A 14,917-nucleotide genomic window follows, 5' to 3' on the forward strand; every position below is an offset into this window, starting at 1 on the left:
ATATTTCTCTGATTGGACACAGTGTATAGCCAAGATTGAAACAATGGCTATACTCAATAGAAATCCAAAAATTCGAAGTCCCTTATTTATAGAAGTCGAAAATTCATATCGCATTGGCTAATGATAGCTTCAACTATATTAATGACAAACACTATTTCCAGGAATTGCACCCAACCCAAGCTCCATTGGCATCAAGGCAGTAGAAACCCCAATATCTACCGCTGCTGCAGCCGAAGGCAACATTCCGGTTGTGAGTGCTCCAGAACCGGCGACACCTAAACTACCAAAAATGCCAGACAGTCCAGCCGCAGCCCAATCAATTTTTCCTTGAAAATATCGTTGTCCTAAAGCGCTTCCACCGAAGCCTCCAAGACCACCGCCGATAGCAGTTGCTACTCCACCACCAACCAACACCTCACCAAGCCATGCCCCTGAACCGACAGCTGCCCCCGTCAGCGCACCAGTAAGCACGCTATTCCAGATTTGCTCCGGTTTTGCTTTTGGGTCTGCTATTAGAGCACCGAGATATCCACTGGCCGCACCAAACGCGCCACCAATCAGAGCTCCGGCAAGCCCAAAATGTCCACTCGGATCGATAAAGTTAACAGGATCATTCCCCACATAAGCGTACAAATTACCCTGGCCACCAGCAAAACCAATCGGATCTTTATTCGTCCAACGACCAATCACTGGCGAATAGTCACGAGCTCCGAATCTCACAAGTCCAGTATCTGAATCGTTAATACCACCGGCAAAACCGAATGGAATGATCGCACTTACCTTGCCATCTAAATTGTTACCGAACTCATCGTAACTAAATTGCTCGACGACTGAACCAGTTACTGAGTCTACGATCATCTTTGGAGTTCCAACTTGATCTGAGATGATGCGATACTGTTTGCCGTTATAATTTACGTAATCTGGTACGTTTACTTTTGTGCCGTATACGAAAGTTTTTGAGATACGACCCGTTCCATCAACTTCAGCCGCGATCTGCAATTGATTTAAATAGATAAAACCTTGAACTAACTTTCCGTTAATCTTTTTGCCAACACGGCGGTTCAAACCATCAATAACATAGTCAATCACTCCTCCGTCTGGCAATTTAACTGAACGAAGATTTCCGAAGACGTCATATGTATAACTAGTTACTTTTTCCTCCTTCGTCGCTGGATTTAAATCTGTGCGAAGAAGAAGATCGCCGTTATCGTTGTACTCAAATTTTGAATTACCATATGACACTAAACGATCTTGCTCATCATATGTTCCAACATACGATGTTGTGCCACTCGTGTACTTTAAGCGATTTCCATTAGCATCATATGTGTAAGTACGTGTAACACCGTTTGATGTCGCCTTAACTAAACGACCCTGCAGATCATATTCAAATTGCGAAGACAATTTTGCAGACCCAAGTGTTTCTGTTTTTGAAGCAATACGACCGACTTTATCCAAGGTGCTTGAAAGCGAGTATAAAGCCGCTTTGCCGTTTGAGTAAGAGTCAGAAACTAGTTTTCCCGTTACATCATACTTAATGGCACTCATAACTTTACCAAGTGTGGTTGCATTCACAGCTGCAAAATCATTACGAGTAAGCTTTAGGTTACCAACTCCAACTGGGAGCATATCGAGATCATATGCAAATCCCACTTTAGTAGGAACACCTGATGAGTCACTCACCGAGTATGACGCAACTGTTGCGTCTGCGTTGTAGTCCAGCTTCAAAACTGAATTGAATTCACCTGAAGTTGCAACTTGAAGAGGATAGTTTGCTGCATACTTGTATGAAATATTTTGCGCATCTGGGGTTTGGATACTTTGAATCAAATCAGTCTTCGGAACGTAATCAATTTTGTAAGCACCAAGAGGAGTGTTCAATGAAGTTAAGAATGATGAAGCAGGATCATAGTTTAATGAGATCTTTGCGCCATCAGCTCTTGTGACCGATGTCACTTGCTTATTGACGTTGTAGTCATAAATCGTCGCACCAGAGATTTTTGCGTTGATGGAAGGTGGAAGGTATTTTCCAACTAAGCCAAAAACGTTATATCCAAAAGAATGCGAAGCCTTACCAGGAGGCGTGATGCTTGAGAGATTTCCATTTGGATCATATGTCATTGCAATCTTAGCTTGATCAGGAAGTGTGATACCAGTCACTCTTGCTGCCAAATCATAAGAAAACTGAGTTTGCCGTCCGAATGCATCAGTAACGCTGTTTAGAAACTGATTTTGATCGTAAGTGTTCTTTAATAATACGACACCATTTTGGCTAACCGAAGATACCTTATCTCCCCAGTATTCAAATTTTACTGGCGCGATGGTTCCAACCGCAACTGTCGACGGCAAGAAATGACGATCAACTAGCTGGATTTTTATAGTTCTTCCTGAAGGAGTCTTTGAAACTTCAGAATTTGCCTTACGATTAAATGTCGTCACATAAGTGCGTTTTGCATCATTTTGAAATGTATAGCTCGTTGTACGATCGTCGTAATACCAAGTCATCCCAGCTGGACGGTGCAAATTATCTGATCTTGCCTGAACGACTCTTAGGTTGATATTGGTGTTTGGAACTTGAAAGCGCGAGGACACTGTGGGCATATTACTGCCAAAATTCGGATCATCTTTAAAGTTAGCTTCATAGACTGAACCGTAAGCGGTAATGTAACCCTGCCCATTAAATGCAGACGCAGTCTTAGAAACCGCACCAGATGGTTCTGTCATCGTCGACATAGTGATACCACCATTCAACTGTTGAGTGAGAAAAGTGGACTTCTGACCCAAAGCATTTTTTGCTTCTACGACGTTTCCTTCGTTTGAAGAAGTCTTTGTTAAGGAGATGAAGCTTCCACCATCACCTTCATCGCGGATTAAGTTACCATCTTTATCATATGACATTCTTGAGACTTGCCCACCTGGCTTTTGAAATGACGTGAGCAAACCTCTGTCGTCGTAAGTCATACGGTACGTTTCACCAAGTGGATTTGTGACTGAAGCAAGATTGCCTTTAGCATCTAATTCAAACTTAGTTACGTAAGGACCATAACCAGAAATAATGCCACCACTTTGTGTGTATTTAAACGCGGCAGCGCCCGCGGTTATCAAGCCTGCCGAACTAATGCGTCCATCGTCGAAATAGCTAAAACTGCTGATGTCCATGAATGAAGAATAATGACTGGATTTACGAAGATTTCCGGTAGCAGCATCAAATTGATCCTTAGTTAAACCATCTTGAGAGAAGACAATTCTCGTATCATCAAAATCGTTGTAGCGATTAAAGAAGCGAACTCCGTTGGCACCTTGGTAAATTCGTCCGTGAGCAAAATCAGCAAATTTGTAAATGGATGGTAACCACCCCCCCAGTCCTAACTTCTTAGGATTGAAGCTTTGTCCTGGACGAATACGATCACTTGAATATGTAAGTGTAAATGGAACTCCCGCTAGAGGGATCTCCTCCGAGACTGACATGTTAATCGCATTAACAACGGAGTGGCCGGGAATGTTTGGATTACTTACGCCAGGCTGACAAGCGCCGGGCACATTTCCTGGAATTGGCAAGTTGGTTACCGGAGGAGGAGTTGGTGTTGGAGAGGGTTGAGGTTTTGGCGCTGGGTTCCCGCCATTTGAATTAAGCTCGAAGCTTGCTAATGTAGGTACCTCACTTGCAGAATCATACCCCACAACAACCGCGTAATGGCCGACAGGAACATCAACAGATCTTCCCCATTGATTTCCAGCTTTGATTCGCACCTTTACCGTCTGCTGACAATTGTTCGTCCAGTCATACATAAATGCATAAATATTTGCATAATAGTCGAATGTTTCACGTATATGCATCGTGCCTGACACCATACAACCCGCAGCCGTACCGTGACCTGTAGGATGAGTAACCTGACTACAGTGGGCATCAGGATTCGTTCTACAATCATCCATCATTCCCGCGTAAGCATCTGCGTAAGGAACAACTTGAATATCCTGTTCAACAGCTTGAGAAAGAGAGGCTGAAAATAACACCAATAAAGAAATCACAGCAAATTTCATAACGTTCCCATAAACTATAATTTAATTGGACGCTTATACAGGAACTGTCTTCAAAATAATACTCAGTTTAGTGGCTCTTGAAGAATTAACGTTCTTATCGAGCAATGACCCTTTTAAATTGGATATGGATGAGTGAGATGTGAAAAGGTTACCGATGTCTTCACCTTACGGTTTTGACATGTTGAGCGGGCTCACAAGAGCGGCTTGTTCGGACATTGTTTCCGAATGGTTGATGTTCTGTATAGGGTTCAAAACTTGGTTGATACGAGGCGGAGGGTTCTGAGCGAAACGAGACGTACGTGCACGGATGTGCGGAGAACGCAGTTGGACCAGCTACTTCAGTCTCACTCTGTGACCATCCGGTCTGCAGTGAAACGAAGGACCCGACAACAAAGTAGATGCCGGGTTTTAAACCCCTATCGAGCAAGTTTGAACTTGCGCTTGAGGGTTTCAGTGGTGATTCTGATTTCTTCAGCCAGTACCACTTCGAACAAGTCTTCTGACTTCACCTTATACATGACGCCGAGCTGTTTGATGGCGTTGATCGGTGGAGAAGAAACTCCGCGCTCCCAGTTTGAAATAAACTGCGGAGTCGTATAACCAAGCTTATCTGCCACTTCCTTTTGCGACATACCACTTGCGACACGTTTCTCTTTTAAGAACTTCGCTAGAATACTTGCGCCCTTCATGAGTGACCTCCGACATTACGATCCTAAAGCAGTTTTTATTTTCACCGCAAGCAAAGAATTATTTAAAGATTATCCAAGTGCTTGGAATAAAGCCTTTGAATCTTAGCGCCCGCTAGCATTGATCCCATCTGATAAGCACGCATCATCGAAAGATAGTCCGGAACAGGTACCGGAATCCCCGTTTCGTAATTAATAATGGCTGATTGGTCTAGATGAGCGAGTTTTGCCGCTTCTGGAATTGTTAAACGGCTTTGCAGACGGGCTTTGTTTAAAAACTGGGCAAGTTCTCTGTTGATTTCGTTCCTCGCATTATACATAAAACACCCCCAACAACATTTAATTTAGCATACGATCGTATGCACGTAAAGCCAATCTTTGAAGCCACAATTAATGCATACGATCATACGCATTAAAGGTTGGTATTCTTGGCAACGCGAAAAACGCAAACCCTCACTAAACGTGATATCAATATTCTGAAAAGCATTGGCGCCAATGTTAAGGCTGAAAGAGAACGCCAGAAGCTCGACGTTTATGATATTACCGGAGATGACTGCCTGATTAAATCAAGACAGCATTGGCAGGCTATTGAAAATGGTAAGAAGAATATCAATTTAACAACACTATTTAAAGTTGCTGAAACTCTGAAAGTTCATCCATCAAAGCTCTTAGGCTAAACATTTTGCAATAACGATCACTCACTATGCTGCCTCGATTTCAACTTTGTAGGGAAGCTTTACTCTCGTCAGCTGATCTTGAAGGCTAAGCTTAATGAACATTACCTCCGAGTAGCCGAGCTTCTTCGCAAATGTTTGCGCACGATCTGGACTCACAAACTTTCTTCCATTTTCGATTTGCGAAAGATGACCTTTTGTAACTCCAAGTTTTTTAGCCATTTGTTCTTGAGTCATTTCATCAGACAGACGAATGGAATTTAACAGCGACCCAAACGTCAAAGGACCACCAGAAACTTCTTCCAGAAATTTTACTGCCGAACTTTTCTTTTTAGTAGCCATGCTTATTTACCTCTACGATTTCTACGAACTCCAATGATCCATCTTTCAAAATCTTATAAATTGCCCTGTATGAACGGTTTAACCTAATTGATCGAAATCCTGTCCACTCACCTTTTAATGGTTCATCGTGGTAACCAGAAATCTTCCTAACCTCTTCCAAACCTAAGATTTCAACTGATTCAACCCAGTGAAGTAACTTCTTTCTGATAAAGATCGGAACCGATTTAATGCTTGATGCTGCCCGTTTTGAGATTCGAACCGTATGTATCACTTCACACCTTCTTTGTATACCTTTTTGGTATACTTGTCAATTGATGCCATGAATTGCTCCTTATACTGTAAAAATAAATATTTCCCCCCGGCCGGGTACGCCCCCAGCTTGCCTGGGCGGGGGGAAATAAAATTCCATTGGCGCAGTTTGCTCGATTTTCTGAAAAGGCCTGCCGCCAAAAGGCATGACAGACTCACAGAGGCTGGCGTGGCTTTATGGTCAGAAAAGCGAAATGCAAAATGTGCCAAGGGAATTTAAAAGAAAAATCAAACTCTCAGAGAGAGTTTGTCCGAATTCGGGACCGTGACGATAGCTTCAGTTACGTTGGTACTTCACTTACGCTATGTAGTTCGGGGTCAATGGTTGATGAGAGTGAATAGGTTTGTTTTAGAGTGGAAATTCAACGCAGCTGCTTGCATTTTATCACTCTACACTTGCCTTCGGGGTTTTGTGATTTTAGCGTTTACCTGTGCCTGGAGGCATGCTCATCGGGATATTAAAGTCTTGTTTATCTCGGTGAGCTTTTTGCGCTCGTGCGCACAGAGCTGGAGCGACGCCAGTCGCAAAAGCTGAAGTAGCACGGCTTGATGTTTAAAGGATTGAATCTGTGTTCGTTGTTACTTTGACCTATTTGAAGCCGCTCTCTGAAGTTGATAAGAACCTTCCCGCACACCGCGATTACCTTAAAAAACAATATCAGCAGAATTTATTCTTAGCTTCTGGCCCAATGAATCCACGCTCTGGTGGCATCATCATCGTCCGCAGCATGGAGAAATCAAAACTCTTTGAAATTCTAGAGCAAGATCCATTTAAGAAAAATGGCGTAGCTTCATATGAAGTTGTGGAATTTGAACCCGCTCTTCATGCTGAAGCTATTAAAGATCACGTTTAGTTAGAACGCGATATCAAGTTCTTTAAGGAATGTTGATCTCACGCGCTCATCAAAGAGCATAATCAGACCGATCACACTTACTGGCAAAATCCAACTCGGGATATTCAACATGAATATAACGAGTGCTGCAATCCACGCCCAGCCTTTTTCCTTTTTCAGATCTTGAACCACGTAGAAAGTCGCAACGATCATAAGCGCTGGAAGAATCGCAGAAGCACCAAAGATTTCCGGCCGATCTACACCGAAGTTTTGATCAGGATACTTTTGAATTAATTTATCAAACTCAGTTCTCGCCTTCATCATTAAATAAGCTGAGTATCCAAGCTGAGCAATCTGCATTGCTGCGCTAATGAGTAAGCATCTGATTGCATTTTTAATTTTCTGTTCTTTTAAATCCATAAGTTCACCTCTAAAAACTTTAGTTAAAATTCAATTCAGGTTGAGGGTGTTGATTGCTGATGTAGCGAGAGCGAACTTCTTTACTGAAGATCGCGATGAGTCCAACAATTGCGACTGGAAAAAGAAGGCTTGAGAGAGATAATGACAGTAGAATCACTCCCCCTACCCATGCACCAGAAAGCCCATGTCTTAGACCACTCACCACTTTGTAAATAGCTACAATCATGAGAAGTACGAGCATGAAGATCACACTGAGGAAAATCAGCGTGCCAATAGATCTTTGATCAACTGGCACCGCTGCTAGCATATAGATGATACAAGCAAGAATCGCGAATGCCGCAAACATCTCAGCGCCTGCGATGATTTTAAGACATGTAATAACTCGGTTTAATTTTGATGGCATATGCCGCTCCCAGCGTAAAAGCTTGATCAGTTTTAGTTGGCTGATCCAAAGAGCAATGGCCTTGCCAAGGAGATTTGGGGTTTTAAAAGAATGGATTGGATTTGAACATGGAGTTTCCTATTTAGAGGACTCAGTTCTGAAACTAAAGAATGAAATCCCGGTGGAGATAATTTGAATGAGATTATACGGAAAATCTTCACAAACAAGAAAATCCTGAAAATTACTGATCAGGCTTTGACAGAACAACGAGAATACTAAATTAACCTCTTGCTTGCGAATAGGCTTTTTCTTAAAGTTGATCCATGGCAAGATATGTCGCATTTCTTCGAGGCGTGAGCCCACTCAACGCAAAAATGTCAGAATTGAAAAATTGCTTTGAAGCAGAAGGCTTTACTAACGTCGTTACTGTACTTTCAAGCGGGAATGTCGTCTTTGATACATCAAAAAAAGCTATTAAATCTTTAGAGCGACAAATCGAAGTTGCTTTAGAGAAGAAATTAGGACGGAGCTTTTCTACAATTGTACGCCTTCAAGTTAACTTACGTGAGATGTTGGATTCAAATCCATTTAAAGACGTGAAGTCGCCGAGCAAATCGAAGCACGTGGTAACTTTTCTGAAAGACAGTACCGCCCCAAAACCAAAACTTCCAATTAGGAAAGATGGAGTAGTGATCTTCAAAATTGAAGATCAGGTTGTGTACTCGCTATACGTTCCACACCCAAAAGGCCCAGCCTTCATGGTCCTTCTGGAAAAGCAATTCGGAAAGTTAATAACTACCCGAACATGGGAAACAATCAAAAAAGTGACCAAAAAATAGATGATTTTGAATCACGTGAAACACTGAATTTCTAATTCTATCACGAGAACATTTTGATCCAATCGTAATGGCTTCTATTTATCGTTCAGATCATCTAATTCAGTTGAAGAGCACTTTGGACATGAGTGAGCTTCTTTTGAAATGAAAGTAGCAAAACACACAAGTACGGGAAGTCCCAAACCTGGAGCCAGCTTGATCATTAGAGCGCTAGGCACTCCATAACAGTAGAATGCTACGATTCCCACTGTTACGAGAAGTGAGATTAAGAATGTCGGGCGGTAGTAGTTATTTACTACTGACTTACCTACGTGCTGGCAGTTTTTGCAGCGAATGTCGGCGGGTTCAAGGATTGTGAACACTAATTACTCTCCAAAAATGTAAGAAGATTGGGCCAGTAGTCTTTGTACATATCAAGATCGTTGTGATGCCCATCCTGAATCACCACGAACTCAGCTTTAGGAACTAGTGCTGCTAATTCTTTTCCTTGCTCGAATGGAACTACTTCGTCATCTGTACCATGAACGATGTAGATTGGCGCTTTAGCATCTTTGATCCACTCAAATGAGGGAAGTGGATATTTCATAATGAAGTCTGGAATGAAAGGGAATTTCTCTTTTCCAACTTTGAGCAGGCTCGTATAAGGAGTCTCAAGCACGAGAGCTCTCACCTCGTTACGTGAGGCAAGATACACCGCAAGTCCACTCCCCAGTGATCTACCAAAAAGAACTACTTTCTGATCAGGATAAACTTTCTTAACGTCATTAAAAACAGCTTCTGCTACCCTCAACAGTTGGGATTCAGACGAAACTTTTCCTTCGCTCTTTCCATATCCTGGATAGTCAACCATCCAGACGTCCATGTGAGATTTTTGGGAAATTTCGTTGGCTACTTCTTCCCAGCTATCTAGCGCTCCACCGTTTCCGTGGAAATAAAGGATGATACCTTTTGAATCTTTAGTATGAATCAGGAGACTGTGGATCTGGGTGCCGCCAAATTCAGTCCATTTCTCTTCGCCAAAATTAAATTTAAAATCTTTAGGGAGTTTTGTGGGAAAGAAGATCATGCGGTCTTGGGCAAAATAGATGATCGCGATAAGACCTAAGTACACAAGAAGTGCGATCTTGATAACCTTAAGAAGTAATACCCGTAGTGTTTGCAGCATAATGAATTATAAAACAAATTTGTGTATACTTGAAGATGTTTATTGAGGTTTAATTTAAGAATGAACTTTTTGAGATACGTCATTCCCATTATGCCTGCCCTATTACTATCAGCTTGTGATCCGACTCAGATCATTCGTGATAACCCGGTATACCAAACTCCTATGTCGAATCAGCAGTGTATTAAAGCCGCTATTGATGCAGTTCCAGAAGCAGAATTTAAAAGTCAAAAAATTGAGATGTTGAGTTTTGGACTCGGCCAAGAAAAGAAGCCACATAGGTATACATTTTATGAGGTGAAGAATTCGAATTCGGATCCGCAGGGGCTTGGTTCGGTCATGATCTATGAAGAGCAAGATGGCTCACTGTCAGCGTCCCATTCAGTGATTTATCGTTCATTCACTAAGCCGAAAGATGCTGAGTATGTGCAATCGGTTGTGACTAAAGTAAAAGAGTCGATTGAAAAAAATTGTGGAATTGTTCAAAAAAATAAAGGCCTGCCTTGTTCTACTCCAGAGGTAATTAAGAAAGCTCAGCGATTGGCGAATTTGAATGACTACACTTCAAGCGAAGTTGGTTTGAATATACTTCTTTCGCTCCAAACGAAGGAAGCACGAGAAGCTCTTCAAGACACTAGGACGAGAGGTACTGCTCAATCTGAACTACGTTCTCACTATCTAAGGTTCTACTTTGAAAAACCAAAGGAGGACAATTCAGGTGAACCGATCAAGTATTATACTTGTGAAGAGATTCTTGGAACGAAGTAATTTATGAGTGATCAAACAGGTTACAAAGAAGTTCTTGAAAATCTGCGTCGCTATTTACAGCATTGGGACCCAGTTGGCGTTATTCCTAATTTGATCAAAGATGGTCATGCTCCAAGCGAATATGACTCTTACGCGGGGCCTCTCTATACATTACTTGCAAGTGGCGCGTCAGAAGAAAAGGTAGAAGAGCACTTAAAGCAATGTTTGAAATACATGGGTCTGCATTATGTTGAAAAAAGGGATCGTGCGATGGCGAAGTCTCTTCATACATATTTTAAAAATTCGGGGTTTTGAAAATGAAATTTGTCTCTTTAATCTTTGGCATTCTCATCAGTATCCAGGCAAAATCCGAATCTGCTCTCATTTTTGGTGACCAATTTAAATTCTCCATCCACATACCAAATGGCTGGGAATGTCTCTGTGATGGAAAAGAAGCAGCGAAAATTGGAGCGAACGCCATTCTCCACCCGAAGGGAAAAGAATGGCAGAAAGCAAACGCTTTTATCTTTCTTCGCGTAAATTCCGCCCAAGATGACAACGTTAAAGAAGATGTTGCCGCTGATATAATGACTTACAAAAAAGAATATCCAGACGCTTCTGTAGAAAAGATAGATATTGAAGCATTAAAGGGATACAAAAAATCTTCGATACTTTTCGCACGAATAAATAAATCTTACGAATATGTGACTTATATTGCCCCAGAGCCTTTTCATGGCAAAAATATCTCTGTAGCCATGAACGTTAAAAGCGTCAAAGCTAGTGATGAAGTACTAGATGCTTACCAAGAAGTCACAAAATCAGTACAATGGTTAGACAACAAGAAAGCGATCCACTGCCCTGACGGTGGCGAATACACAAATAGTGAAGATACACCAAAGATCATCGCAACAACGTCTTCAGGCTTCAAATTGATCGTTTGTGCGTACAAAGACAAACGCACTGAAAAAACGGAACGCGATGCCCCTTATGAAATTTACTTCATTCAAAAGAATGGAACTTACTCTCAACCCATTTTTAATTCCGGCGAAATCGGTTTCTACAATATAACAAAAGATTCAAGCGGTCTAACCATAGAAGAAACCTACAAATATGATTCTCAAGAAATTAAGCTATTTCAGCAATCAATTACGTGCACTAGAGAAACTTGTTCGTTGCAACCAAAGAAATGTATTTTAGATTCAACAAAAATTAATCCAGACAAAGCACGCAAAGTGATTCAGAGGTTCAAAAAAATTAACTCGGATAATACTGAGGAAATTGAAAAGTATATAAATAGCCAAGGGCTTCTGGCGTATTGGGGTGATAAGACTGCTCAGCAATACTTTTTTAATGATGTGAGTACTGGGTTAGATGGATTTTTGGGTGAGAGCTATTCAAATTATCTTTCAGATTTGAAGGAACTTAAAAAAGCTGGATGCTTGAAAGTCAGATAGGAATCTATAGTGAAGAAAGTATTTGCAGCACTCGTTATCCTCACAATTCCCCTCATCGCGAAGGCCGATATGGTATGGCCAGCCTTACTTTTTGCTGATCGTTACGCTTTGATTGCAATTCCAGTGGGTCTCCTATTAGAATTTTTCATCCTTAAGAAATATTTGCCATACAGTAGTATGAAATCGTTTTGGATTACGTTTTTTATGAATCTAGCATCCACTATTATCGGAGGCATCCTGATCGCTCTTGCTGGACTCGTATGGGAAGTGGGTCCCGGGATTTTATTATATAGTTACCTAAGTGTTGGGACTTTTAATCCCTGGACTTGGATCTTTACCTTTGTATCTGCGATCGCAATTACAACTTATATTGAATACACATTCGTTCGAATTACTACGAAGTTAAAAAAGAAAGAGTTAATTAAGCCTCTACTACTTGCAAACTTAGTTAGTGTTGCGATTGCGTTCGTTAGTTTAATATTCTTTCCGATACAGCTTTAAATGGTTGGTTGTGACCACGCAAGATGAAGTCAATACGCTTTTGCGTAATGCCTTCAGTCGTGCTTAGCCCACGGAGTTCGGGTGCAGTAGAGCGCCTACCGCAGACAGGGGATTGTTATGAAGGAAAATTGGTTTGTTAGGAAGTCGTTTCCAATGATTGTTTTTCTTTGTCCTTTGATTGTTATGTATGGTGGCTTTTTATTACTTACTCCCCGTGAAGTACTTAACTCTAAACCGACTTTGTCTGGTGTATTACTTGGGCTAACTGTCGCTACATTTGGAATGACAATTCTCGTGATAGTCTTTTCCTCTATATGGGCACTGCTTATGCGTATTATATTTGGTGCGGCTAGAGTTCGAACGTGGATTGACCAAGATAACTATGACTTCGGCCCATTAGGTAGTAAGTTCGAGCGGCTAATGCGTAGAATATGTTTTCTCGCTTTATAATTACGTTAACGAAACTTTTATTTTGTACGCTCTTGAATTCGGATACTTTTTAATTACGACACACTCACCTACTCTAAGAGACTTTACAGTATTCGGGTGGATTACAAATTCTTCTACTTCTCTGAGAGATTTATCACCAGTTGGAAGATCCCAAAATAACAACCTCTTTGTTCGCTCTGTTTCTTTATAGACTGTTCTTGTACCTGCTCTGCTCGAAACAGCCTCAGCTGATTCCTGAACCGGTTGCAAAAACGAATAAAGACTTGAAATGTTAGTTGCAAGCCTCTTAGCGAAAGTATCACTCACCTTATCCAAATCAGACATGCTCTGATGCCCTAGAACTAAACACATTTTAGAACTTCTTGCTCTATCCGGAAATGCAGTGAAATCTTCGTGTGCAATATCCGGAAACTCATCGATCATCACGGTGAAGACTTTTCGGTCTATTGCCGCTACTTCCGCATCGATTCGAGCGGAGGTTGCAATAATATCGCGAATTAAAATTCTTCCCAGTGACTTCGCAGACTCCCCATATCTTCTCGAATCCAAAAATATAAATACTACCTTTTGTCCCTTAATTTCCGAGAACAAATCTATTCCGTTTTGGTCTTCACGAAGAAAGATTCCAAAATCAGCTAGCACCAATGATTCTATTTGCGATCTTAGACCGCTCAGATTCAGATATGTCGTGCTGGAGTTAAGGTATGTGTAACAATCCTCTAGTGCTTTTTTAACTTTGGGCTCTGAGTCTGGTACTTTCACACATAAGTCAGCAATATACTCAACAGAGCTTAAACCTTCTAATACTGCGGCTAGATCAAAATTAAATGACTGATTATCTCGAAGCCAACAATATCCAATAAATAGTTTTAGTAAGTAGCTACTGCTCTGAGTCTCATAAAACTTATCGCTCCACTCAAGCGATCGCATGATCTTATCTCTGAGCTCAGTAGCATTTCCAACTTTCACGAAATTATAAGTTCCAGAAAACTCAGCATGCGAAATTGAAAAGATCTTTAGATCGTTCTCTCTGCCACTAGCTTTTACGGCCTCGCGCATTTGATTTATGGTCTCTATGTCTCCCTTTAAATCAATCCACAAAAGCCCCTGTCCTTGAAAGAGCCTTTGTTTCATTATTTTATTGATTAATACTGTTTTACCAAAGCCGCTCGCTCCAAGCACATGAACATGATGATTAAGTTCTCCGTCAGTTAAGTAATCATACTGAAAGAAAGAACCTTCAATCCGTCCGATTTGGATTGAAGGTTCCTTGGGAGAAAATAGATAAGACAATAAAGAATTAGGCATTTGCTTGTAGAGAAAGTTACGATTTTGGTTTTGGCTTTTGTGGTGTTGGTGCTTTTAAGTCTTCAAAGTACTTCTTATATGGCATAACAGAATAGTTTTTAGTATCTGGCGGCAGTGCGCGCTTAATATCACCCATGACCTTTTCATCAGTGCAGAAGAAAATCACACCTTCAATTTGTTGTTGTTTCATTTCATCTGTTTTTAAGACTTTAGAGTATAAATCCATACGCTCACGGTACTGCTTTAGACCTTTACCAGAGATTTCCATTTCCATGAAGTAGCCTTTACCGTTTGCTTTCATGCATACCGCATCTGGAAGGTCTTTAAATTCTCTTAAGAAAAATGGAACGGTTCTGAGCTGCTCTTCAGAAATATATTTTGATAGAAACCCAAGTTCTTCAAACCGGATTCTTAAGTTATTGATGTGAAGGTCATGGTTAACTCTGAAAGGAAATACTTTACTGTAAAGCTCTGGCAAGCGTTTTTCCGGATACGCTTTCACCACTTCTTCTCGGCCTTTTAACGTTAACAGAACAAGGCTTTCAAGTGTCAGCTCCTTATCTTTTGTTTTAATAAGCTCACGATCAAAAAGTCGTTTCAGTGCTCCTTCAACTTTACCACCGTCGTAGAACTTTCTAATTAATTGATCCATCGTCATGTAGCGCATCTCTAAGATGTACTTAAGCATTTCGATTTCAATCTTCGTTAAAGCCTCGGCTTGCACACCTTTAACTGTCGCATTTGTTGGTGCGTAGTTTTTCAAATCTCTTTCCTT

The 14,917-nt window shown here is 41.1% G+C and carries 19 protein-coding genes; 8 read left to right on the plus strand and 11 right to left on the minus strand.

Annotated elements, in window-relative coordinates; all coding sequences use genetic code 11:
• Positions 1 to 138: 138 nt before the first annotated feature.
• The 3 genes from DOE51_RS10265 to DOE51_RS10275 all read right to left on the minus strand — a co-directional run bounded on the left by DOE51_RS10265 (position 139) and on the right by DOE51_RS10275 (position 5,044).
• Positions 139 to 4,038: an RHS repeat domain-containing protein gene (locus tag DOE51_RS10265; protein WP_142696475.1), complete on the minus strand. Its 3,900-nt coding sequence runs from the start codon at positions 4,036 to 4,038 to the stop codon at positions 139 to 141.
• 416 nt (positions 4,039 to 4,454) lie between these two features.
• A complete protein-coding gene (locus DOE51_RS10270) occupies positions 4,455 to 4,727 on the minus strand; it encodes a helix-turn-helix transcriptional regulator (protein WP_142696476.1) in 273 nt (90 codons plus the stop codon).
• Positions 4,728 to 4,789: 62 nt separating this feature from the next.
• Positions 4,790 to 5,044 (minus strand): helix-turn-helix transcriptional regulator, encoded by a 255-nt coding sequence (locus tag DOE51_RS10275; RefSeq protein WP_142696477.1) that lies wholly within the window; start codon positions 5,042 to 5,044, stop codon positions 4,790 to 4,792.
• A 108-nt stretch (positions 5,045 to 5,152) separates the two neighbouring features.
• Here DOE51_RS10275 and DOE51_RS10280 point away from each other — a divergent pair, with 108 nt between their 5' ends.
• Complete coding sequence (locus DOE51_RS10280; protein WP_168196423.1) at positions 5,153 to 5,401, plus strand: helix-turn-helix domain-containing protein; 249 nt, start codon at positions 5,153 to 5,155, stop codon at positions 5,399 to 5,401.
• Between the two features lie 24 nt (positions 5,402 to 5,425).
• Here DOE51_RS10280 and DOE51_RS10285 read toward each other — a convergent pair whose 3' ends face one another.
• Positions 5,426 to 5,740, minus strand: a complete 315-nt coding sequence (locus tag DOE51_RS10285; protein ID WP_142696479.1) for a helix-turn-helix domain-containing protein — start codon at positions 5,738 to 5,740, stop codon at positions 5,426 to 5,428.
• On the minus strand, positions 5,730 to 6,011 hold the full coding sequence (locus tag DOE51_RS10290) for a type II toxin-antitoxin system mRNA interferase toxin, RelE/StbE family (protein ID WP_142696480.1): 282 nt from the start codon (positions 6,009 to 6,011) through the stop codon (positions 5,730 to 5,732). Before DOE51_RS10290 ends, DOE51_RS10285 begins: the two co-directional genes overlap by 11 nt.
• A gap of 607 nt (positions 6,012 to 6,618) precedes the next feature.
• Between DOE51_RS10290 and DOE51_RS10295 the strand changes: the two genes are divergently transcribed.
• Positions 6,619 to 6,903, plus strand: coding sequence for a YciI family protein (locus tag DOE51_RS10295; protein WP_142696481.1), 285 nt, complete (start codon positions 6,619 to 6,621; stop codon positions 6,901 to 6,903).
• On the opposite strand, the gene DOE51_RS10300 is transcribed toward DOE51_RS10295, so the two are convergent.
• Both DOE51_RS10300 and DOE51_RS10305 read right to left on the minus strand, forming a co-directional pair.
• A complete protein-coding gene (locus DOE51_RS10300; protein WP_142696482.1) occupies positions 6,904 to 7,302 on the minus strand; it encodes a hypothetical protein in 399 nt (132 codons plus the stop codon).
• Between the two features lie 19 nt (positions 7,303 to 7,321).
• The gene (locus tag DOE51_RS10305) at positions 7,322 to 7,705 is read right to left on the minus strand and encodes a hypothetical protein (RefSeq protein ID WP_142696483.1); all 384 of its coding nucleotides are present in this window, start codon (positions 7,703 to 7,705) and stop codon (positions 7,322 to 7,324) included.
• 302 nt (positions 7,706 to 8,007) lie between these two features.
• On the opposite strand from DOE51_RS10305, the gene DOE51_RS10310 reads away from it, so the two are divergent.
• Complete coding sequence (locus DOE51_RS10310; RefSeq protein WP_142696484.1) at positions 8,008 to 8,523, plus strand: DUF1697 domain-containing protein; 516 nt, start codon at positions 8,008 to 8,010, stop codon at positions 8,521 to 8,523.
• Between the two features lie 74 nt (positions 8,524 to 8,597).
• On the opposite strand, the gene DOE51_RS10315 is transcribed toward DOE51_RS10310, so the two are convergent.
• Together DOE51_RS10315 and DOE51_RS10320 are read right to left on the minus strand one after the other, a co-directional pair.
• On the minus strand, positions 8,598 to 8,882 hold the full coding sequence (locus tag DOE51_RS10315; protein ID WP_142696485.1) for a hypothetical protein: 285 nt from the start codon (positions 8,880 to 8,882) through the stop codon (positions 8,598 to 8,600).
• A complete protein-coding gene (locus tag DOE51_RS10320) occupies positions 8,882 to 9,685 on the minus strand; it encodes an alpha/beta hydrolase (RefSeq protein ID WP_142696486.1) in 804 nt (267 codons plus the stop codon). The genes DOE51_RS10315 and DOE51_RS10320 overlap by 1 nt, the downstream gene beginning before the upstream one ends.
• 60 nt (positions 9,686 to 9,745) lie before the next feature.
• On the opposite strand from DOE51_RS10320, the gene DOE51_RS10325 reads away from it, so the two are divergent.
• The 5 genes from DOE51_RS10325 (at position 9,746) to DOE51_RS10345 (ending at position 12,834) form a co-directional block, all read left to right on the plus strand.
• Positions 9,746 to 10,450 carry a hypothetical protein gene (locus DOE51_RS10325; protein ID WP_142696487.1) on the plus strand — a complete coding sequence of 235 codons (705 nt, stop codon included), beginning with the start codon at positions 9,746 to 9,748 and terminating at the stop codon, positions 10,448 to 10,450.
• A gap of 3 nt (positions 10,451 to 10,453) precedes the next feature.
• Positions 10,454 to 10,744, plus strand: coding sequence for a hypothetical protein (locus DOE51_RS10330; RefSeq protein WP_142696488.1), 291 nt, complete (start codon positions 10,454 to 10,456; stop codon positions 10,742 to 10,744).
• Positions 10,745 to 10,746: 2 nt separating this feature from the next.
• Positions 10,747 to 11,883: a hypothetical protein gene (locus DOE51_RS10335; protein WP_142696489.1), complete on the plus strand. Its 1,137-nt coding sequence runs from the start codon at positions 10,747 to 10,749 to the stop codon at positions 11,881 to 11,883.
• A gap of 9 nt (positions 11,884 to 11,892) precedes the next feature.
• Positions 11,893 to 12,384: a hypothetical protein gene (locus tag DOE51_RS10340; protein WP_142696490.1), complete on the plus strand. Its 492-nt coding sequence runs from the start codon at positions 11,893 to 11,895 to the stop codon at positions 12,382 to 12,384.
• A 117-nt stretch (positions 12,385 to 12,501) separates the two neighbouring features.
• Positions 12,502 to 12,834 carry a hypothetical protein gene (locus tag DOE51_RS10345; RefSeq protein ID WP_142696491.1) on the plus strand — a complete coding sequence of 111 codons (333 nt, stop codon included), beginning with the start codon at positions 12,502 to 12,504 and terminating at the stop codon, positions 12,832 to 12,834.
• On the opposite strand, the gene DOE51_RS10350 is transcribed toward DOE51_RS10345, so the two are convergent.
• Both DOE51_RS10350 and DOE51_RS10355 read right to left on the minus strand, forming a co-directional pair.
• On the minus strand, positions 12,835 to 14,142 hold the full coding sequence (locus DOE51_RS10350; RefSeq protein WP_142696492.1) for a type IV secretory system conjugative DNA transfer family protein: 1,308 nt from the start codon (positions 14,140 to 14,142) through the stop codon (positions 12,835 to 12,837). It lies immediately after the preceding gene.
• A 16-nt stretch (positions 14,143 to 14,158) separates the two neighbouring features.
• Positions 14,159 to 14,905 (minus strand): hypothetical protein, encoded by a 747-nt coding sequence (locus DOE51_RS10355; protein WP_142696493.1) that lies wholly within the window; start codon positions 14,903 to 14,905, stop codon positions 14,159 to 14,161.
• Positions 14,906 to 14,917: the final 12 nt, after the last annotated feature.

Origin of the sequence: Bdellovibrio sp. NC01 (assembly GCF_006874625.1) — a bacterium.
GTDB lineage: Bacteria > Bdellovibrionota > Bdellovibrionia > Bdellovibrionales > Bdellovibrionaceae > Bdellovibrio.